Below are 19,199 nucleotides of genomic sequence, written 5' to 3'. Positions count from 1 at the left end.
TATTATCCACAGGCGTACGCGTAGCATGCGCGAAAACAGCCCCGCCACCGCGCGGGGCTTCGTCGTATCCAGGAAGGTGCCGACGTGCTCAACTCCGTCGCCCGCCTCTTCGAACGCCTCCACACGCACCGCTGGTCCCTCATCGACAGCCTGAGCAACGCCTTCGTCACGGTTGAACTCGACCGCTGCCGATGCGGCCAGTACCGCACTCGCAGGCTGTAGTTCCCCGGGAGGTGGCCATTGCCTCCCCGGATCCCGGACGACGTACGCGACGCCATCCTCGACAGCATCCACGCAGGCGGCAAACGCAACGAGATCGCCCGCCAACACGGCGTCAGCCCCTCCACCGTCTCAAAGATCGCCCGCGACGAAGGCGTAACCACCGCGTTCGACCGGACGCAGACGAAAAACGCGACAGAGGCGAAGAAGGCCGACAACGCCGCGCTGCGCGCCACCACATCGCGCCGCTTCCTCGAGGAGGCGAACCGGTTCCTCGACGACCTCCACAGGCCCGCGCTCATCTGGAACTTCGGCGGTAAGGACAACACCTTCAACTCCAAGGAGTTGCCCGAGCCGCCGACGGCCGACAAGCGGAACCTGATCGTGTCCGCGGCGACCGCGATCGACAAGCACCTCGCCGTCGAGAAGCACGACAACTCCGGCGAGTCGCACGCGGCCGTGGACCAGTGGCTGGAAGGGATGACGGGCCTGTGATCGTCGCCCCGCTCGTCGGCAAGCAGCGTGAGTCCGTGCACCTGGCGACCGCCCGCCTGAACGTGTGGGACGGCAGCGTCCGTTCGTCGAAGACCATCAGCTCGCTGATGAAGTGGCTCAAGTTCGTCCGCACCGCCCCCGCCGGGCCGCTCCTCATGGTCGGCAAAACCGAACGCACCCTGAAGCGCAACATCATCGACCCCCTCGTCGAGATGCTCGGCGAGAAGCGGTGCAAGTTCGTCGCCGGGGCCGGAGAGCTCCACCTGCTCGGCCGCGTCATCTACGTGGCCGGCGCCTACAACGAGGGGTCCGAGGACAAGATCCGGGGCCTGTCCCTCGTCGGGGCGTACGTCGACGAAGCCTCGACGATCCCGGAGAGCTTCTGGGTCATGCTCCTCACCCGACTGTCGATCCCCGGCGCGCAGCTGTTCGTGACCACGAACCCCGACGGCCCACAGCACTGGTTGAAGGTCGGCTACCTCGACCGGGCCGCGCTGTGGCTCGACCATGACGGCCAGCTCCACCGCAACGAGAACTCCGATGCCCTCAACCTGCACCGGTTCTCGTTCAAGCTCGCCGACAACCCGAGCCTCACCGCCCAGTACGTCGCCGACGTCTCCTCGGAGTTCACCGGGCTCTTCTACCGGCGCCTCATCCTCGGCGAGTGGTGTCTGGCCGAGGGCGTCATCTACGAAGCGTGGGACCCGGCCCGCCACGTCGTCCAGCAACTACCGGCCATCGCACGGTGGCTGTGCCTCGCCCTCGACTACGGCACCACGAACCCGCTCCACGCCCTCCTCATCGGCCTCGGCGTCGACGGCCGCCTGTACGTCGGGCACGAGTGGCGGTGGGACTCCAAGAAGCAACGCGGGTCGCTGACGGACGCCGAGTACTCCGAGCGGCTCCGCGCCTGGATCACCGGCCTGGGCATCACCCCGGAGTACATCATCGTCGACCCCTCGGCGAAGTCGTTCCGTGTGCAGCTGCACCGCGACGGCTGGACGAGCACGCTGGCCGACAACGAGGTCGTCGACGGGATCAGGATGACCGCGTCCCTGTTCGCGACCGGCCGACTCCTCGTCTCCGCGGCCTGCCCCGAGCTGATCCGGGAAATTCCCGGCTATGCGTGGGACCCGGACGCGTCGGAGAAGGGTGAGGATAAGCCCCTCAAGATCGGTGACCACGGTGTGGACGCGCTCCGGTATGGGGTGCGGACGACGAGGGCGATCTGGGGGCCGTTGCTCGCTGAGCCGAGCAAGGCCGCCTGAACCTGAAAGAAATCCTTTCAAGTTCAGAACGCCACCCTATTTGACCGGGTAAAGTCGTCCGCGAAGTCCTCCGGTGGGGCACCCATTCCGCGCATCGGGTTACCCCGGAACGGCCCCCAGGGGTCCGGCTCACCAGCAATGGTGCGACAGCGATGGGGCACGGTTGGGCCCAGAAAGTCTCCACCACCGAAAGGCCAGGCGTTCGCGTCTGGCCTTTCGCGTTTCACACGGCTCTAGGTTTCGTGAGCACTGCTCTACTCAGCCGTAACCTTCGGGAACATGAATTCCCGGTAGTTGACTTCAAGATCCACAATGGTTCAAACTTCAGGCCATAGGGGCTAGCATGACGAGAGACGGAGAGGGCCCCGCACTCAGCCTGTCAGCAAGAAGTGCGGAGCCCCGGTGAGGGAGGGCCAGGGTCGACTACCTGGCCCCACCCCCATTAACCAGCCAATCGATGGCGATAAGAACCGCCCGCATCGCGAGCGCGATCCACTCACCACCGCCCGCCTGGCGACGTCGCTTACCTCGTGTCACGACCCATCCCTTCACGGCCCAGGACTGTGACTTCGGTGGATCGACCGAACTGGGTCGTAACCGGTCGATCCCATGGGACAGCCGACCGGTTCAGGACGAATCGCTTGGGTTGGCGATAGATCAAGCCTAAAGCCCTCCCGCGGTCGCATCTGGCCCGATCAATCGGCGAACACGTTTTCGGTCATGCCGTATATGACCGGTTGGGATGCCGTAACAAATCGGACATTCCGCCTTCGGCTTCACCCTGTCGACGGTTCCTTGACCTGCACTCAGCAACCGAAACTTGTGCTGTGATGTGCGTCACATTTTCCCTGATTGAAATTTAAAGGACATTGCATGCCGCTGCCGAGCGGCGGCACCTGGCCGCCCCAACACCTCAACCCCATCTACCAGCACTACAGCGTCCTCGATGCCTGGTACCGCGGAGACCCCGACCGGCTCGCCGACCTATACGGCGACCCCGCCGCCCACGGCCTCCCCGCCAACCGCCCCAGCCAGTACCGCGGCGGCATCCTCGGCAAGGCCGCCCGCTGGTTCTGGGGCGAACCCACACCAGCCGGCCAGAAGCAAGCCAAGGTCCACCTGCCCGCCGCATCCGACCTCGCCACCATGGGCGCCACCCTGCTCTACTCCGAGCCGCCCACCATCACCGTGGAGAACGCGGCCACCCAGGCGCGCATCAACGACCTCCTGCCCTCCCTTCAGGCCGCCCTCCTAGAAGGCGCCGAAGTCGGAGGCGCGCTCGGCTCCTACTACCTGCGCAGCGTCTGGGACCGTGCCGTCGCCGAGAAGCCATGGATCAGCGCGGTCCACGCCGACGCGTGCGTCCCCGAGTGGCGGCACGGACGCCTGTACGCCGCCACCTTCTGGCGCATCATCCAGCAGGACGACACCGAATGCCTCATCCACCTGGAACGCCACGAGCCGGGCTACATCCTCAACGGGCTGTACCGCGGCTCACCCGGCAGCCTCGGCGACCAGGTGCCGCTTACCTCCCGCCCGGAGACGAAAGACCTCTCGCCCGTCGTCGAAACGAAGCTGCCTCGGTGCACCGCGGTGCACGTCCCGAACATGCGGCCGCAACGGATGTGGCGGCACTACCCCCCAGGGGCGCCGCTCGGCCGGTCCGACTACGACGACGCGATCATCGGGCTGATGGACAAGCTCGACGAGACGTGGACGTCATGGATGCGGGACATCCGCAACGGCCTGGGCCGCATCCACGTCCCCTCCTCCTACCTGCAGAGCCAGGGCCCCGGGAAGGGCGCGTTCTTCGACACGAACCGTGAGATCTACGAGGCCATGAACGTCCTCGGCGGCGACGACCGCATGGAGATCTCCATCAGCCAGTTCGCGATCCGCGTGCAGGAACACAAGGACACCCAGGCGGAAATCCTCGACGCGATCCTCCGCGCATCCGGCTACTCCTCACAGTCCTTCGGCTTGCACGGTGAGGTCGCGCAGACCGCGACCGAGGTGTCAGCGAAGGAACGCCGATCCTTGACGACGCGCGGCGTCAAGGGCCTGTACACGATCCCCGAACTGCAGACCATGCTCGACATGCACCTGCAGCTGGAGGTCGCGCTCGGCTTCTCCCCGAACATCACCCCGGAGAGACCGTCGATCGTGCTGGCCGACAGCGTGGTGCCGGACATGCTGCAGCTCGCCCAGACCGTCAACTTCCTCCGGCAGGCCGAGGCCGCCAGCGACGAGACGTTGGTCCGCATGGTGCACCCCGACTGGGACGAGACCGAGGTGCAGGCCGAGGTCGAGCGGATCGCCGACGCCCGACCGAAGCCAGCCCCCGACCCGTTCGCCCTCCCCGACGAGATGACGGGCCCGGACAGCGGCGGGGACCCGGGGACCGAAGGGCAGGACGGGCCTCAGACACCTGAGAGTTCTCGCTGAAAGTCGCCACATCGGAAACCGCCGTCGGCTACGGTTCTCTCAGACGGCAAACCAGTTGCTCAAGTCGACCTCATAGTCCTTGCAGCTGGGCCACAGCGTTCCTCGGGTAGCAGGCCATCGCGTCTGCTACCCGGGGACGGGCACTTCTCCGATCGGCATCTTCTGATCCTGGATTCATGCCTACGAGGAGGTCCTTCTCGTGGTCGACCAGGACCTCCTCGACCAAGTAGCCGCCTCCGTCGCCGACCTCTACCGGGAGGTCGAGGCCAGCCTCATCAAGACGGTCGCCGACGAACTCAAGAAGGACCTCATCGCGCCCACGGCCGAAACCAAGTTGGACGCGGTCCGGAAGCTCAGGGCCGCCGCGGCCGCCGTCTACGACCGCCTCCAGAAAACCAAGAGCGCCACGGTCAAGGAGGCGATCCGGCAGGCGTACCGGGACGGCCGTGCCTCCGCTCTGACCGGCCTGCCCGTCAGCAAGGCAATCCGCAACGACGCCCGCGACGCGATGAAGCAGACGCCCGGGGCCGCGATCATCGAGAACATCGCCAACGCGCTCCACCGTGACCTCGGCGTCGTCGAAGGCAACATCCTCCGCGCCCCCGAAGACGCGTACCGGCGGGTGCAAGCAGCCGTCGCAGCCCGGATCGCCCTCGGCACCGCCACCCGACGCCAGGCGTCACAGGCCGCGTGGGCCCGCCTGGTGGACCAGGGGATCGTCGACTTCACGGACCGCGCGAACCGCCGGTGGCGCCTGTCGAGCTACGCGGAGATGATCGGCCGCACCAACGCCCAGCGCGCCGCCGTACAAGGCCAGATGGACCGCCTCGCCACCGTCGGCATCGACCTCGTCGTCATCTCCGACAACACCCAGGAGTGCAAGGTCTGCCGCCCCTTCGAGTCGAAGGTGCTCCGGCGGAACCCCGGGCCGATCGGAAAGATCCGCGTCCCGCACGCCACGAAGGACGGCGAGACCGTCGAGGTGACCGTCGTCGCGACACTCGACCAGGCCCGCGCTCGCGGCCTGTTCCACCCGAACTGCAGGCATTCGGCGTCGGCGTACCTTCCCGGCGTCACCAAGCTCAAGACCGCGACCGCGACCGCCGACCCTGAGGGCGACGTCGCCCGACAGCGCCAGCGGTACCTGGAGCGACGGATCCGGGCCGCGAAGGAGCAGCAGCTCGCCGCGCTCACCCCGGAGGCGAAGAAGGTCGAGGCCGCCAAGGTCCGCACCGAGCAGGCCCGGCTCCGCGAGCATCTCAAGGCCCACCCCGACCTCAAGAGGCTGCCGTACCGGGAGCAGGTCGGCGCGGGCAACGTCCCGCCTGCTGGTGGGCCGAAGGGTGGCCCGGTCACGGACCTGTCGCCGGCCCCGGTCGCGCCGACCGCTCCAGCGCCTCCTCCTTCCTTGGCGGTGGATGTCGAGGCGGAGAAGGCGAAGTCGGCGAAGGCTCAAGCCGAGGCCGAAGCACAGGCACAGGCGGCGGAGAAGGCGAAAGCGGAAGCCGAAGCGCAGGCCAAGGCCCAAGCAGAGGCAGAGGCTGCCGCGAAGAAGGCCCAGGAAGAGGCGGAAGCCAAGGCGAAGGCCGAAGCCGAAGCGAAGAAGAAAGCAGAGGCCGAGGCCAAGGCGAAAGCGGAAGCTCTCGCAGCCGCGAAACGCGCCGCCGCCGAGGCCGCGCGCCGGGCAGCCGAAGAGGCCGCCCGACGGGCAGCGGAGGAAGCCGCCCGCCAGGTCGCCCCAGGCATGCGGCACGGCCTCCGCCACACCAGCAACCGGGCAGGCCTGAAGTGGGCGAAAGAGAACCTCCCCATGCCTGCCGACCTCACCGACGCCGAGAAGAAAGCGCTGCGCGGCTACACCGGGGCCGACTACATGCTGGTCAACCACGGCCTGCGCGGCGGCAACATCGTCAGCACACAGCGAGCCAAGTACGACCAGCTCCTGGCCGACCTCGACGCCGCGTTCGCGAAGTCGAAACTTCCCGAGAGCGTGGTCGTCCACCGCGGCCTCGGCAGCGATTTCGCCCGGTTCCTCGGCGCGAGCGTGAAAAAGCCTGAGACCATGGAAGCCCTGGTGGGGAAGGTCTTCCCCGAACACGGCTACATGTCGACGAGCGTCGGCTGGAACCCTGCGTTCGACGGAGACGTTTACCTCATGCTGCGTGTCCCCAAGGGCCACGAAGTCATGAACGTCATGCCCATCTCGGAGTACGGTACTGAGGAGCGGGAGGTCATCCTCCGGCGCGGCACCCACTACGTCGTCCACGCCGTCTACAAGGTCGGCAAGTCCTGGCACATAGAGGTCGAGGTCGTGCCGGACGACTGGACGCCAGGACCAGACTGGAAGCCGGACCCCTACGGGGATGCCGACAAGGGATTCGAGAACGGATATCCGAAATGAGTAGGCACGAGCGGTGGACTGACGCCGGGGTCATCCCCGGCCCCGCCACGGCGGCCGCGCCGGGCTACTCCTCCGCCCCTGCTGGGCCGGTACGGCGCGCGCCGCTCTACGACGGTGACACGTTGCTGGGCCAGGTCTGGACCGACGACGCGGACGCCGCCGGATTCCGGCCCGACGAGCAGGCCGGGCCCGCCGGGGTGCAGGCGGGCGCGTACGTCTGGGCCGTCATGGCCGAGTGCCACAAGCGCGACATCCCCGCGGCCGAGCTGCTCGACCCGGTCTTGTACGAGCCCACCTACCAGCTCCGCCTCTAACGGCACCAGGCCTTCACGGCCTCGACGATCTGCCGCGCCTGCTCCGCGTCCACCGCGACCGCCCCAGTGAAACGGATCCTGGTGTTCGCCGTGACCTGCTCCGTGGTCTTCTTCTCCAAGACGTCCAGGCAGGTGTTCCGGCCACGCTGCACCGCCCGCTCCTCCTTCTCCACCAGGCCAGGATCGATGGCTCGCAGCGCGGCGAGGTAAGCGTCACGCTCGGCGCCGGACGGTGTCGGAACATGAGGCGCCGCAGGCAGCGTCGTGCTTGGCGAGGCGCTCGCCGTCGCCTTCTCCTGGCCGTTCCCTCCGAGGAGGAAAACGAGCCCGATCAGGAGGGCGAGGGCTCCGCCAGCCACGGCCAGTCCGATCAACCTCATGTTCGGCGCCTTCTTCGGAGGCTGACCGTGCGGGCCCGTCGGGGGCGGCCCGTACATCGGCTGCGTGCGCGGTAACCCAGGCGGAGACCCCTGCGGGGGCTGTTGAGGGTGCATGCCGCGCACCATACGCCCCACCCCAAACCCCCCATCCCGGACTCCTCGGGATGGTTGCTCAACCGAGACCGCCCGGAGCGGTCCAACCATCTCGGCCCGGCCAGGTGCCGGCCACCACCCCCGCGCTCCCCAGGAGGGTCCGCATGACCACACCCATCCCGACGACCCCCGGCGCGATCATCGGCTACGGCCGACGCGGCCCCATCCGCGTGCAGGCTGGCGGATCTGAGACCGCTCCCGAAGGCGGCCAGCCCACACCGCCCACCGCGCCGACCGCGCCTTCGCCGACTGCTCCCCCTGTCTCGCCGCCGGTCCCGCAGCCACCCACGTGGATGCCGCCCGCGCCGACCGCTCCGGCCGACGACGCCGAGGACCTGGCGAAGCTCCCTCAGAAGTGGCAGAAGCACATCCGCGACCTGCGGGACGAGTCCGCGAAGTACAGGACGACGGCCCGCTCCGAGACGGTGCTCCGCCACGCGTACACCACCGCGACGGCGCACGGCGTCAACCCTGACGCCCTCCTCGGCTCCGTCGCCTTCAGCGACCGCGCGAGGACCCTCGACCCGAACGCCGAGGACTTCCCGACCCGGCTGGCCGAGGTGATCCAGGCCGTGCTGCAGGCGAACCCGTGGATGGCCGCCCAGCAGGCCGCGACCGCGCCGCCCGCACCGCAGGCGCCCCCCGTACCGCCTTCCTCAGGCGGCGACTTCGGCGGCGGCAACGGCGGCGGAACCCCACCCAAAACCATTCACGAGCAGATCCGCGAGGCCGAAGGCAAGGGCGACTGGGCCACCGCGCGCCGCCTGAAGGCCGCCCAGCTCCACCAGCTGAGCCTCACCACCGAGTAGACGACCAGGGCAAGGCAGCACTTCCGCGCCTGCCCGACCTCACCGAGAGGACGACACCCCAATGGCGGGTATCACCGGGCAGGGAACCACCTTCAACCTGCCGAACTTCGTCGGCGAGCTCTTCGCCGCGACCCCGACCGACACCCCGTTCCTGTCCGCGATCGGCGGGCTGACCGGCGGCGAGGCGGTCCACGCCACGCTCTTCCCGTGGTCTGGGTACGACCTGCGTGACCCGGACGAAACCAGGCAGCGGGTGGAGGGTGCGAACGCCCCCACCGGGGAGGCGCGGGCTCGCTACACCGAGCACAACGTGCTGGAGATCCACCAGGAGACCCTGGAGATCTCGTACACGAAGCTCGCCGCGACCGGCCAGTACAACAGCACCGGGTCGAACAACCCGGGGGCCGTCGGCGTGGCCGGGTCGAACCCCGTGATGAACGAGTGGGACTGGCAGCTGGCCCGTCACATGGAGCAGATCGCCCGCGACGTCGAGCGGTCCTTCATCGTCGGCACGTTCAACAACCCGGGCGACAACTCCACGGCGCGCAGGACGCGCGGCATCATGGAGGCCACCGATGTCAACGTGTCCACTCAGGGCACCAGCATCGGCACCGCCGTAATCGAGGCCGACGACGAGAAGGCCACCATCGCGGCGCATGGCCTGAACAACGGCGACGTTGTGTCCCTGACGTCCTTGACGGGCGGCGCGGTCGGCGTCGTGAAGGAGAACCAGCACTACTTCGTGGTCAACAAGGACACGAACACGTTCCAGCTCGCCAAGTCTGCGGGCGGTACCGCGATCGCATTCGCCACGGACGGCGGCGCCGTGGTGCGGAAGGTGACGCCGCTGACCGAAGACATCGTCCTGTCCCACATGCAGACGGTGTGGGAGAACGGCGGCATTCAGGTGTCGGAGACCGCGACCCTGATGTGCAACGCCCTCCTCAAGCGCGGCTTGACGGAGCTGTTCATCACGCGGAAGAACTACCAGGAGCAGACCCGCAGCGTGGGTGGTGTCAGCCTGACCACGTTCGAGACGGACTTCGGTCGGCTGAACATCATGCTGAACCGGCACATGCCGTCGAGCGCGCTGCAGATCGTCAGCCTGGAGGAGTGCGCGCCCCAGTTCCTCACCATCCCCGGGAAGGGCCACTTCTTCGTCGAGCCGCTCTCCAAGTCGGGTTCGGCCGAGAAGTCTCAGATCTACGGGGAGATCGGCCTGAAGTACGGCAACAAGCGCAAGCACGGCAAGGTCCTGCACGTCGGCTACCCCGCGCCGGTCGCGTAGCCGTGGCTGTGTTCCGCTGCGGGCGCTTCCCTGAGGGGGACGTCCCGATCCACACCACGAAGGGCCTGGTCGAGTTTCGGGGCGGCCGGGCCGTGGTGGACGACCCCGAAGTCGCGGCGGCGCTGCGTGAGGTGCCGGACGTGTTCGGCATCACCGAGGAGGGCCGCCGCGAACCGCCCGCCGGCCGTCCTGCCCAGTCCGCGCCCAAGGCGGCGTGGGTGGGGTGGGCGGTCGGGCACGGCATGGACCGGTCGATCGCCGACGGCCTCACCAAGACCGAGCTCATCGGCCTGGCCGACCAGATCGACCCCGACCCTGAGGAGGACTGATGGCGCGTACGGCCATCACCGCCAGCACGACCCTGACCGAGATGGGCGTCGACCCGACCGCGGTCGACGGCCCCATCGAGGCCACCGACGGCAACTCGTTCCCGTGGCGTGAGCACCGGCTGCTGTACGTCATGAACGGCGACGACTCCAGCGTCACGCCCACTTTCCTCACCCCGGGCACGGTCGGACGGCAGGCGCTGCCGATCGGCGACCTGACCGCCAACGCGATCCCCGCCGGCGCCTACAAGCTGTTCGGCCCGTTCGGCCCCGAGTTCCGGCAGCCCGACGGCACCGTGCACGTGAACTGGGTGGGCACCACCCCGGCCAGCATCACGGCGGCGGTACTCGACGCCTGACAGGCGTTCCTTGAGCGCGCGGGTGGGCGGTGCTGGAGGGGGGCCGCCCGCCCGCGTACCAACACCCCTCCCCTGACTTCTGAGAGGACGCTCTGTGCGCCTGACCGACCCCGTCTCCACCATGGTGGCCACCGCCATCACCAACCAGGCCGCCCCCAGCGAGGTGGTCGACCACGAGGTGCTGTTTGGCCTCGCGGGCAGGCCCGGCGGAGTGGACCCGGAGCTGACCATCGTCATCGTCGGCGAGGACGACGGCGTGCGGGTGATGGCTCCGCCCGCGACCATCCACGCCGCGACCACCACGCAGGCCGCGATCGACGACATCGTCGAGGACGCGCTGGCCTGGATCCGCGCCCGGTAACACCCGACTGGAGGTGTGCGGTGACCACCATCACCAACACGGTCAAGGACGCCAGCGGGGCGCCGGTCTCCGGTGTGCAGGTGACCGCGCACCTCGTCGCCGCGTCAGGCTTCCTCGCCGGGGGCGGGGAGATCGTCAAGGAGGTCGCGACAGCCTCCGCGGCCGACGGAACGTGGAGTCTCACGCTTACCCCCACGGAGTCGCTCGCCTACCCTGACGGCGCCCACTACGTGGTGTCCGAGGGTGAGCGGCGGCACACCATCACTGTCCCCGCCACAGGGGAACACAATGTCGCTGACGTGCTGATAAGCACTCCAGGCGTACGGGCCGACGTGGGTCTCACAGTCACATCTGGAGATGCCCGGTACGAGCGGACGAGTCAGCGCGGACAGCCCAACGGATACCCCTCCCTCGGCGCGGACGGGCTCGTCCCCACGAGCCAGCTGCCTGCTGGACAGGGCGGGGACGCGGTCTCCTCGGTGAACGGTCGCACGGGTGTCGTCACCCTCACGGCCGCCGATGTGGGGGCCGCAACCGCAGGTCACACGCATACCGGCGTCTACGACCCGGCAGGCACCGCCTCGTCGCTGATGACCTCGCACACCGGCGCCGCTGACCCTCACCCGCAGTACGTGACGGCCTCCGAGGGGGCCGCCTCCTACGCCCCGACGGCCCATTCCCATGCAGGTGGGGACATCACCTCGGGGATCCTCGCGGTGGCCCGGCTGCCGGTCGGGACGGCCTCCGAGACCGTCGCTGCGGGGGATGATGCGCGGATCGTCGGCGCCGTGCCGAAGAGCACGGTGACCGCGAAGGGCGACCTCCTGTACGGCGCCGGAGCCGCGACGGTCGGACGTCTGCCGGTCGGCACCGACGGGCAGCTGCTCAGCGCGGCCTCCGGTCAGGCGTCCGGCCTCCAGTGGGTGGACCCCCCGAGCGGCGGTGGCGGGTCGGGTGGCGGCCCCGTCTACCCCCTGTCCGCGTACGGCCTGCTCGCGGCGTCCGGCGATCCCGAGACCTTCATGCTGGGGTCCGGCGCCTCGGCCAACACGATCCTGGGCAGCCGCATGGAGATCCCCGCCGGGGTCACCATCACCCGTCTCTGGGCGGCTGTGCGGGCGGGCGGCACCTACGCGGCCAGCGCGGTCCCGAACAGACTCGGTCTCTACACCGATGAAGGGGTCCTGGTCGACGCGACCGCGGACGATTCCACGCTGTGGACGGCCGCAGGGTGGCGCGGAGGGGCCCTCGTCGGCGGCCCCATCGCCGCCCAGAGCACGCCGCGCATGGCCTACGTTCTGCTGATCTTCGGTGGCATGACCAATGTGGTCATGCCGTACCCGGCGAGCGCGAACGATGCGCAATCGAGCTGGTTCTGCCGAGGCCCGTCCGCTTCGGGGCCGCGCCGGGCGTTCTACACGGGCGCGGGCGGCGGGGACTTGCCCAGTTCCTTCAACCCGGCCAGCTACGGCACCGAGACCACCTACCTGTCCCTTGTGGGGGTGACATGACGTACGCGACCGTGGACGACCTCGTCGGCTACGTCTCCCCCACCCCGGCCAACGCCGCTCTACTCCTTACCCGGGCGTCCCGCCTGGTTGGTCAGGCGCTGCTGTGCGCTGTCTACGACCCGGACGACGTCGCGGTGCAGACCGCGCTCCGGGAAGCCACGTGCGAGCAGGTGGCTGCGTGGGCCACGGCCGGGGAGGACGGGTCCGGCGTCACCCCCGTCTACAGCACCGTCACGATCGGATCCGTCACGCTCGGCGGCCGATCCTCGGGTGGCGGCACGAACAACGGAAGCGCCTCGACATCCGGTCTCGCCCCGCAGGCCTACGCCGTCCTCCAGGCCGCCGGGCTCACCGGCCACGCACCCCAGACCTGGAGCTGCTGATGGGCGCCATCCCCGACTGGCTCCTCCGCCACCAGGTGCTCATCGAGCCCCTCACCGGGGAGGGTCCGTTCGGCCCCGAGTACGGCGAGCAGGTGGCCGTCCGCTGCTTCGTCGACGCCAAGCGCCGCCTGGTGCGCGACGCCGAGGGCGCCGAGGTCATCAGCGAGACGACCATCTTCATGCCGCTCGACACGACCTGTCCGGCCGGGTCCCGGGTCGTCATCGGCGACCGCGCCAGCACCGTCATCACGGCCGCGCGGCGCGACGGCGGAGGGCTCCCCGTCCCCGACCACCTCGAGGTCGTACTCCAGTAGGGAGGCCCGTGATGCCGCAGCGATCGACACTCAAGCTGGACGGGCTCGGCAAGCTTGACAAACAGGTGCACGAGGCCGCGGCCGACGGCCTGGAACTGTGGATGGAGCACAACCTTCAGGTCTCCCGGGAGCAGGTGCCCCACGAGGAGGGGACCCTGGAGCGGACGGGGGTCGCGTCCGTGGATCGGGCCAGCCTGACCGGTGCGGTCTCCTACGACACCCCGTACGCGACGATCCAGCACGAGCGCCTCGACTTCCAGCACGACGGTGGCCGGAAGGCGAAGTACCTGGAAGACCCGTGGGACTCCGAGGCGAAGGTTGGCCTGGAGATTGTGGCCGCGCAGGTCCGGCGGGCCCTCCAATGAGCTGGACCACCACCATCCTCACCGCGATCGCCGAGCAGCTGCACGCCGCGGGCGCCGGCGTCTGGCGGCTGAACGGGCCAACGTACACCGAGGGTGAAACGGCGATTGTGTTCGGCCGCCTCCCCACCGAGCCCGATCGGGCCATCGCCCTCGCCTGCTACGGCGTGGACCAGGACGCCGACGACCCGGTCAACACCGACAGCACGATCGGCGTACAGCTGCGCATCCGTGGCACCAAGGACCCCCGGGTCGTCGACGACATCGCCGACGCCGCGTTCGACGCCTTGCAGGGCTGGCAGAACCCGGCCGCCGGGATCCTCCTGTGCACCCGCCGTATCCAGGCCCCCATGGGGGTCGACGGACTCGACCGGCGGGAGCGGGCCGACTCCTACCGGCTCCTCGTCCACCGCCCCACCAGCAACCGCCCCGGATAGGGAGAGAGATCACACCATGGCCACTCAGAGCCTTCTCGCCAGCGCATGGGCGCTGGAAGTCAACACCGGCACCAGCGGCGCCCCCACATGGACGCGCGTCAAGGGCATGACGTCCTTCAAGGAGACGATCGAGTCGACCGTCGAGGACGACTCCGACTTCGACAGCAACGGGTGGGGGTCCGACCAGGTCACGCAGCGCAAGTGGAAGCTGGAGTGCGAGGGCAAGCGGAAGCGCGACGCCGCCTCCCCGAGCAGCTTCGTCGCCGACCCTGGCCAGCAGGCCATCCTCGACGCCGGAAACTTGGTCGGTGTCGGCTCCAACATCGAGATCCGGTACTACCGGCGCGATGGAGCCCCTGACGCGTGGCAGGGCCTGGTGTCCGTGCAGTACGGCGGTGGCGGCGGACCGACCACCGGCCTGGAGCCCTTCAACTTCACGCTCGGCGGCCAGGGCGCCCGCACCGCGATCACCAACCCCGCAGCGTAAGAAAGGCCCCCTCCTATGCCTCGCTTTCCCGAACTCGACGCCTCCCTGGGCGAGACGCTCGACCTGCCTGTCCCCCTCCCCGCCCGTGGATCCCGCCCGGCCGGGCAGACCAAGGTCTACCAGGTCAAGCCGATGGACGCTGACACCTGGGCGCGCTTCACCGCGCACTTCACCGGCGTACGCGACAGAGCCGCCGCTGCCCAGAGCGACGACGAGGAGATCCTCGACGACCGGTCTGAGGCCGCTTTCCTCCGGCGGTCTCTCGGTGCCGTGTATGACGAGCTGGTGGCCGACGGCGCGGCGTGGCCGCAGATTCGACGGTGTGGCGCGACCGCCCTGAACTGGCACCTGCATGGCGAGGAGCGGGCCATGGAAGTGTGGCAGGGCGGCCTCCCAAAACTGACGTCGACCTCGGAGACGACCGACGAGGAGACCCCGGCGGCGGCCCCATCGACCCCGTCACCGGCATCCGGGAGTGGTACGACCCGGAGCCGCAGGACAGCGGGATCACCTGGGAAGATCTCCTAACCCGTTGGGCCCTGATCGAGGCTGACCTCCACCAGACGTACGGGGTGGATCTGGGCGAGCCTGGCCTGCTCCGTGCCCGGACCGGGGCATGGCTGCGCGTCCGCGTCTTGGGTCTGCTGACTGAGCCGAAGAGCCGCATCTTCCGGGTGTTGCGCGCCGAGCGCGAACCTGGCGCTTCCACACCGCCCTCTACGGCGGAGTTCGACGACGACTGACCTCGAGGGGGTGATCCCTCGTGGCTCTGACCGTCGGCGAGCTCGTCGCTTACGCCCAGCTCGACAAGAGCGACTTCACCAGCGGCACCAGGGCTATCGGCCAGGACCTGTCCAAGCTCCAGTCGAGCACGACGTCCTCCATGGCCAGCATGGAATCCACCGTCGTCCGATCGCTCGACGAGATCGAGCAGGCGATCCGCGACGGGCTCGACCCCACCTCCGCGATCCGCGAGCTCGACCAGCTCGACAAGGCGCTCGACGCCAGTTTCGACGAGATGCTCGACGAAGCCGACCAGTTCGCGGCTGAGCTCGACGCCGCGATCGACGCGGCTTTCGACGAGCTCGACGACGTCGCCCAGCAGGCCGGGAAGCGCGCGGGCGACCAGCTCGTCAACTCCCTGCAGGCCGGGGTCCGGGACGTCGACCGTGTCGGCCGGGAAGCCGGGGAGCAGCTCGTCGACGGCCTCGACGACGGACTGGACGAGGCCCGCCGTGTCGCCCGACGCCGAGGTGAGCAGTCGGGTGAGGAGTTCGGCGACGGCGCCGAGGACTCCGGCCGGCCACGCGTCGCCGCCGCTGGGGACGGCTTCATGTCCACCCTGAAGGGTCTCGGGTGGGCGGCCGCGGGCGCCGTAATCGGTGAGCTGCTGATGAGCGGCTTCACCTCGGCGCTCGACGCGGAGGACGCCAAGGCCAAGCTCGTCGCGCAGCTTGGGGCGACGGGTAAGGAGTCGGAGAAGCTCGGCAAGGCTGCGGGTGAGCTGTATGTGAAGGCGTACGGCGACTCGATGGACGAGGTCGCCGAAGCGCTGGGCGCTGTGGGCAGCACGCTGGTGGATGTCGGCAAGGTCAGCCAGTCCACGCTGCAGAACACCGCGGCGCGGGCGCTCGACCTGTCACGGATCTTCGACATCGACGTCAATCGGAGCGTCGCGAGCGTCGGCATTCTGATCAAGACCGGGATGGCGAAGAACGCCTCCGAGGCCTTCGACCTCATCACCGCCTCCCTGCAGCGGGTCCCGGCCGCGGTCCGCGAGGACCTCCTCGACGCCGCCGACGAGTACAGCGTCTTCTTCAAGGGCCTCGGCATCAACGGCCAGGAGGCTTTCGGCATTCTCGCGAAGGCGGCCGAGGGCGGCACTATCCAATTGGATAAGGCCGGAGATGCGCTGAAAGAATTCCGCATCCGGTCGGTCGACATGTCGGCCTCCAGCGTCGCCGCATACAAGACCCTCGGCCTCAACGCGGAGGACATGTCGAAGAAGATCCTCGCCGGTGGCCCCAGCGCGAAGAAGGCCTTCCAGCAGATCCTCGACGGCATCCTCAGCATTCACGACCCAGTGAAGCGCGAGCAAGTCGCTGTCGCGCTTTTTGGCACGCAATTCGAGGACCTCGGAAACATCGACGCTCTCGCGGCACTCCGCCCGGCGTCGAACGCCTTGGATGATGTCGGAGGTGCCGCCAAGCGGGCCGGAGACGCCCTGCACGACACAGCGTCGAATCGCATCGAGGAATTCAAGCGAGGCATTTCCCAGAACCTGACCAATTTCCTCGGCGGTGAGGTCCTTCCCGCTATTGAGGACTTCGCCGATAAGGTCGGTACCGGATTCGAGTTTTCTGGCGCCCTGCAGAAGGTGCAGGAGTTCGCCTCTCAACTGGGGGAGCTCTGGGACAGCGTCGTCGCGGACGTCCAAGAATGGGTCTCCCAGAATAAGGCCACGATCGACGAATGGGGAGCGAAGCTTCAGGAGGGAATGTCGTCGGTCGGCGAAACCATCAGCGACGCCCTCGCCATTGCGAAGGAGCTGTGGGACGAGTACGGCGACGACGTAATTGCCACTGTCACCTGGCTGGTAGACACTTTCCTTTCGATTTGGAATGGTTTCTGGGGCACGGTAAGCGGGGCGATAAAAATTGCCAAAGGCCTTCTCACCGGGGACATGGAGGAGGTGAAAGAGGGCCTCCGCAAAATCTGGGATTCCCTATGGCAGATGGCGGAGGATCAGGTAAAGCGCAGCATAGCCGCTATCAAGTCGTCCGCTTCGAAGGGGTGGGAGGACCTGCGCTCGGACACAGTCGCCGTGTGGAACAGAATGACCAAGGCCATTAACGATGGCGTGCAGGACGCCATCAAGTACGTGCAGGGCCTCCCCAAGAAGATAAACACAGTTTTCGCGAATGTCGGGAATTGGCTTCTCCAGGCCGGACGCGACCTGATCAACGGCATGATCAACGGAATCCGGGCGAAAGCCGGGGAGCTTGCGGATTCCGCGAGAAACGTTGTGAATTCAGCGGTCACGGCTGCGAAGAATGCGCTCGGAATCCACTCGCCGTCCAAGGTTTTCGAGGAAATCGGCAAGTGGACGGTCCAGGGTCTTGTCGTCGGTCTGACCAAAGAGGGTACGAACGCGGCCTCGACCGTCGAGAAGATGGTCGAGGACATCAAGAAGGCCTTCAAGGGTCGCCCGGACGTGGTGGACGGCCTGCTCGACTTCGTGAAGGGCGGCAATGACTCGCTCGCGGCCCTGGCGAAGCAGCGCGAGGAGCTCGTCGCGAAGCTGGCGGCGGCGAAGGAGTACGCGAAGACCGTCGCCGGGTCGGCTGAGGAATGGGCGTCGATCACCGGCCTGAAAGCCGAGGACATCACCGGGGCCGGGGACATGGCGTCCCAGCTGCAAAGCAAGGCGTCCGCGATAAACTCCTTCGCCAACGACATTCAGAAATTGGCGAAACAGGGCCTAAATAAAAAAGTCCTGCAGGACATCATTGACGCGGGCGTGGAAAAGGGTGCGTCTTTCGCTGAGATGCTGGTCGGCAGCGACGGCTCCGAAATTAAGGCGCTGAATAAGGCTCAGGCCGCCGTGGACAAGGCGTCCAAGAAGCTTGGTAAATCGTCGGCTGACGCCCTGTATGACGTCGGCAAGAAGTCGGGCGAAGGCTATTTGAAGGGCTTGCAGGATTCCCTGAAGAAGCTCGACGCGGAAATGGCGAAAATCGCCAAGGCGCTCGTCTCGGCCATCAAGAAGGAATTGAAAATCAAGTCGCCCAGCCAGGTGATGGCGGAGATCGGCGGCTACACGGTCGACGGCCTCATCCAGGGCATCCAGGCCCGGGAAGGGGCGGCCACGGAGACGCTCACCGCGCTGGTCACCAAGGCCGTGGCCGGCGCCTCCGCAGCTTCCACGCTGGGCGGGGACTCCGTGGCGAAGGCCGCGAAGGCGTCGACGACGAAGATCCCGATCGCGGGTGCGGTGGCCGGATCCAACGCGGGCGACTACGCGGTCGGCAAGGAGGCCGGGGGCGAGACCGGCACCTACGGCAACGGCAAGGGCGTGACGATCAACATGCACGACACCGTGGTCCGCGAGGACGCCGACATCAACCGGATCGGCGACCGGGTCGGCTTCGACTTCCTCAAGCGCGGCAACATCTGAGACCCCCAAGGAGGTTCGGCGTGGCCGGACTACAGGCGTACACCCCCGCCGACCTGGCTCGGCTCCGGTCCGTGCAGGCCCGCCCCCGAGGGTGGTCGCACCGGGTGAAACCCCGGGTGACCGAGTACCGGGACACCCAGACCGGGCACTGGATCAAGGTCATCCGCGACGAGCTCGGCAACCGAGTGAGGATGCGGTGGGCGGGCCAGGACGCCCACGTCATCCTCCCCCACATCCACATCAACCCGTGGACCGGTCTGGTCCGTGAGGAGCGCGACTGATGGCGAAACGCATTGTGAGGCGCGGCTCACAACAGCTCCGCGCCGAACTGGAACTGCTCGAGGAGCTGGAGCCCATCAGCGACGAGCACCAGGAGGCGAAGGCCGCCTATGAGGCTGCCCTCGCCTCCGGCGACCGGGAGACGATCCAGGCGGCGAAGGAGCGCAAGCAGGCCGCCTCGAACCACCTGAACGAGACGAGGACGTGGCTCAGGCGGGAAAAGGAGATCACGAAGCTCGGCGCGACGATCGTCGCGATCGAGCAGCGGCTCGTCGGGCCGATCCTCGACCAGGACGGCGAGGAAGACGCAGCCCAGCGCGCCGAACTGGAGACGGCGTTGGGGCAGGCGCGCGCCCAGCTGGAGCGTGCGCAGACCGAGGCGGCCGTGGTCCGGCGGGAGCTAGCCGCGCTGACGGGGACGGAGGCCTGAC

At 68.1% G+C, this 19,199-nt stretch carries 22 protein-coding genes; 21 read left to right on the top strand and 1 reads right to left on the bottom strand.

All coding sequences use genetic code 11. The annotated features are described in order from the left end of the window. The first annotated feature begins 84 nt into the window (after positions 1-84). From ACFYY8_RS06335 to ACFYY8_RS06310, 6 genes are all read left to right on the top strand, one after another. Complete coding sequence (locus ACFYY8_RS06335) at positions 85-222, top strand: hypothetical protein (protein WP_390037740.1); 138 nt, start codon at positions 85-87, stop codon at positions 220-222. Between the two features lie 18 nt (positions 223-240). After that, positions 241-714, top strand: coding sequence for a hypothetical protein (locus tag ACFYY8_RS06330; protein ID WP_390037738.1), 474 nt, complete (start codon positions 241-243; stop codon positions 712-714). Further along, positions 711-1,982 carry a PBSX family phage terminase large subunit gene (locus ACFYY8_RS06325; RefSeq protein ID WP_390037736.1) on the top strand — a complete coding sequence of 424 codons (1,272 nt, stop codon included), beginning with the start codon at positions 711-713 and terminating at the stop codon, positions 1,980-1,982. Before ACFYY8_RS06330 ends, ACFYY8_RS06325 begins: the two co-directional genes overlap by 4 nt. A gap of 873 nt (positions 1,983-2,855) precedes the next feature. Beyond that, entirely contained in the window at positions 2,856-4,427 is a 1,572-nt protein-coding gene (locus tag ACFYY8_RS06320; protein ID WP_390037734.1) for a hypothetical protein, read from the top strand. Positions 4,428-4,626: 199 nt separating this feature from the next. Beyond that, positions 4,627-6,828 carry a phage minor capsid protein gene (locus ACFYY8_RS06315; protein ID WP_390037732.1) on the top strand — a complete coding sequence of 734 codons (2,202 nt, stop codon included), beginning with the start codon at positions 4,627-4,629 and terminating at the stop codon, positions 6,826-6,828. Further along, positions 6,825-7,142: a hypothetical protein gene (locus ACFYY8_RS06310; RefSeq protein WP_390037730.1), complete on the top strand. Its 318-nt coding sequence runs from the start codon at positions 6,825-6,827 to the stop codon at positions 7,140-7,142. Before ACFYY8_RS06315 ends, ACFYY8_RS06310 begins: the two co-directional genes overlap by 4 nt. On the opposite strand, the gene ACFYY8_RS06305 is transcribed toward ACFYY8_RS06310, so the two are convergent. Further along, positions 7,139-7,522, bottom strand: a complete 384-nt coding sequence (locus tag ACFYY8_RS06305) for a hypothetical protein (protein WP_390037728.1) — start codon at positions 7,520-7,522, stop codon at positions 7,139-7,141. The two genes, ACFYY8_RS06310 and ACFYY8_RS06305, sit on opposite strands and share 4 nt — an antisense overlap. A 257-nt stretch (positions 7,523-7,779) precedes the next feature. Between ACFYY8_RS06305 and ACFYY8_RS06300 the strand changes: the two genes are divergently transcribed. The 15 genes from ACFYY8_RS06300 (at position 7,780) to ACFYY8_RS06230 (ending at position 19,198) form a co-directional block, all read left to right on the top strand. Beyond that, complete coding sequence (locus tag ACFYY8_RS06300; RefSeq protein ID WP_390037726.1) at positions 7,780-8,484, top strand: hypothetical protein; 705 nt, start codon at positions 7,780-7,782, stop codon at positions 8,482-8,484. A 61-nt stretch (positions 8,485-8,545) separates the two neighbouring features. Beyond that, positions 8,546-9,772: a DUF5309 family protein gene (locus ACFYY8_RS06295; protein ID WP_390037724.1), complete on the top strand. Its 1,227-nt coding sequence runs from the start codon at positions 8,546-8,548 to the stop codon at positions 9,770-9,772. 2 nt (positions 9,773-9,774) lie between these two features. Then, the gene (locus tag ACFYY8_RS06290; RefSeq protein WP_390037722.1) at positions 9,775-10,101 is read left to right on the top strand and encodes a hypothetical protein; all 327 of its coding nucleotides are present in this window, start codon (positions 9,775-9,777) and stop codon (positions 10,099-10,101) included. Next, positions 10,101-10,457 (top strand): hypothetical protein, encoded by a 357-nt coding sequence (locus tag ACFYY8_RS06285; protein WP_390037720.1) that lies wholly within the window; start codon positions 10,101-10,103, stop codon positions 10,455-10,457. Before ACFYY8_RS06290 ends, ACFYY8_RS06285 begins: the two co-directional genes overlap by 1 nt. Before the next feature lie 94 nt (positions 10,458-10,551). Then, positions 10,552-10,818 (top strand): hypothetical protein, encoded by a 267-nt coding sequence (locus tag ACFYY8_RS06280; RefSeq protein WP_390037718.1) that lies wholly within the window; start codon positions 10,552-10,554, stop codon positions 10,816-10,818. 20 nt (positions 10,819-10,838) lie between these two features. Continuing rightward, entirely contained in the window at positions 10,839-12,329 is a 1,491-nt protein-coding gene (locus ACFYY8_RS06275) for a hypothetical protein (RefSeq protein WP_390037716.1), read from the top strand. Then, the gene (locus ACFYY8_RS06270) at positions 12,326-12,712 is read left to right on the top strand and encodes a hypothetical protein (protein WP_390037714.1); all 387 of its coding nucleotides are present in this window, start codon (positions 12,326-12,328) and stop codon (positions 12,710-12,712) included. Before ACFYY8_RS06275 ends, ACFYY8_RS06270 begins: the two co-directional genes overlap by 4 nt. Then, entirely contained in the window at positions 12,712-13,026 is a 315-nt protein-coding gene (locus tag ACFYY8_RS06265) for a hypothetical protein (protein ID WP_390037712.1), read from the top strand. Before ACFYY8_RS06270 ends, ACFYY8_RS06265 begins: the two co-directional genes overlap by 1 nt. Positions 13,027-13,037: 11 nt before the next feature. Then, positions 13,038-13,391 carry a hypothetical protein gene (locus ACFYY8_RS06260; RefSeq protein ID WP_390037710.1) on the top strand — a complete coding sequence of 118 codons (354 nt, stop codon included), beginning with the start codon at positions 13,038-13,040 and terminating at the stop codon, positions 13,389-13,391. After that, the gene (locus ACFYY8_RS06255; protein WP_390037708.1) at positions 13,388-13,825 is read left to right on the top strand and encodes a minor capsid protein; all 438 of its coding nucleotides are present in this window, start codon (positions 13,388-13,390) and stop codon (positions 13,823-13,825) included. The genes ACFYY8_RS06260 and ACFYY8_RS06255 overlap by 4 nt, the downstream gene beginning before the upstream one ends. A 16-nt stretch (positions 13,826-13,841) precedes the next feature. Continuing rightward, positions 13,842-14,312, top strand: coding sequence for a phage tail tube protein (locus ACFYY8_RS06250; protein ID WP_386189120.1), 471 nt, complete (start codon positions 13,842-13,844; stop codon positions 14,310-14,312). Positions 14,313-14,327: 15 nt separating this feature from the next. Beyond that, positions 14,328-14,840, top strand: coding sequence for a hypothetical protein (locus ACFYY8_RS06245; RefSeq protein ID WP_386189118.1), 513 nt, complete (start codon positions 14,328-14,330; stop codon positions 14,838-14,840). Positions 14,841-15,075: 235 nt separating this feature from the next. Then, complete coding sequence (locus tag ACFYY8_RS06240; protein ID WP_390037705.1) at positions 15,076-18,489, top strand: phage tail tape measure protein; 3,414 nt, start codon at positions 15,076-15,078, stop codon at positions 18,487-18,489. A gap of 20 nt (positions 18,490-18,509) precedes the next feature. Next, positions 18,510-18,770 (top strand): hypothetical protein, encoded by a 261-nt coding sequence (locus ACFYY8_RS06235; RefSeq protein ID WP_390037703.1) that lies wholly within the window; start codon positions 18,510-18,512, stop codon positions 18,768-18,770. Beyond that, a complete protein-coding gene (locus ACFYY8_RS06230; protein ID WP_390037701.1) occupies positions 18,770-19,198 on the top strand; it encodes a hypothetical protein in 429 nt (142 codons plus the stop codon). The genes ACFYY8_RS06235 and ACFYY8_RS06230 overlap by 1 nt, the downstream gene beginning before the upstream one ends. Position 19,199 lies beyond the last annotated feature (1 nt).

The sequence above is a fragment of the Streptosporangium sp. NPDC001559 genome (genome assembly GCF_042893955.1).
Classification (GTDB): Bacteria; Actinomycetota; Actinomycetes; order Streptosporangiales; family Streptosporangiaceae; genus Streptosporangium.
Note: the sequence above shows the minus strand (reverse complement) of the source record. Positions and strands in the feature narration are given on the sequence as shown.

Coding starts and splice junctions, on each gene's coding strand:
- ACFYY8_RS06320 (WP_390037734.1), top strand. CDS start 2,856: ATGCCGCTGCCGAGCGGCGGCACCTGGCCGCCCCAACACCTCAACCCC.
- ACFYY8_RS06310 (WP_390037730.1), top strand. CDS start 6,825: ATGAGTAGGCACGAGCGGTGGACTGACGCCGGGGTCATCCCCGGCCCC.
- ACFYY8_RS06305 (WP_390037728.1), bottom strand. CDS start 7,522: ATGAGGTTGATCGGACTGGCCGTGGCTGGCGGAGCCCTCGCCCTCCTG.
- ACFYY8_RS06300 (WP_390037726.1), top strand. CDS start 7,780: ATGACCACACCCATCCCGACGACCCCCGGCGCGATCATCGGCTACGGC.
- ACFYY8_RS06295 (WP_390037724.1), top strand. CDS start 8,546: ATGGCGGGTATCACCGGGCAGGGAACCACCTTCAACCTGCCGAACTTC.
- ACFYY8_RS06285 (WP_390037720.1), top strand. CDS start 10,101: ATGGCGCGTACGGCCATCACCGCCAGCACGACCCTGACCGAGATGGGC.
- ACFYY8_RS06270 (WP_390037714.1), top strand. CDS start 12,326: ATGACGTACGCGACCGTGGACGACCTCGTCGGCTACGTCTCCCCCACC.
- ACFYY8_RS06265 (WP_390037712.1), top strand. CDS start 12,712: ATGGGCGCCATCCCCGACTGGCTCCTCCGCCACCAGGTGCTCATCGAG.
- ACFYY8_RS06260 (WP_390037710.1), top strand. CDS start 13,038: ATGCCGCAGCGATCGACACTCAAGCTGGACGGGCTCGGCAAGCTTGAC.
- ACFYY8_RS06255 (WP_390037708.1), top strand. CDS start 13,388: ATGAGCTGGACCACCACCATCCTCACCGCGATCGCCGAGCAGCTGCAC.
- ACFYY8_RS06250 (WP_386189120.1), top strand. CDS start 13,842: ATGGCCACTCAGAGCCTTCTCGCCAGCGCATGGGCGCTGGAAGTCAAC.
- ACFYY8_RS06245 (WP_386189118.1), top strand. CDS start 14,328: ATGCCTCGCTTTCCCGAACTCGACGCCTCCCTGGGCGAGACGCTCGAC.
- ACFYY8_RS06230 (WP_390037701.1), top strand. CDS start 18,770: ATGGCGAAACGCATTGTGAGGCGCGGCTCACAACAGCTCCGCGCCGAA.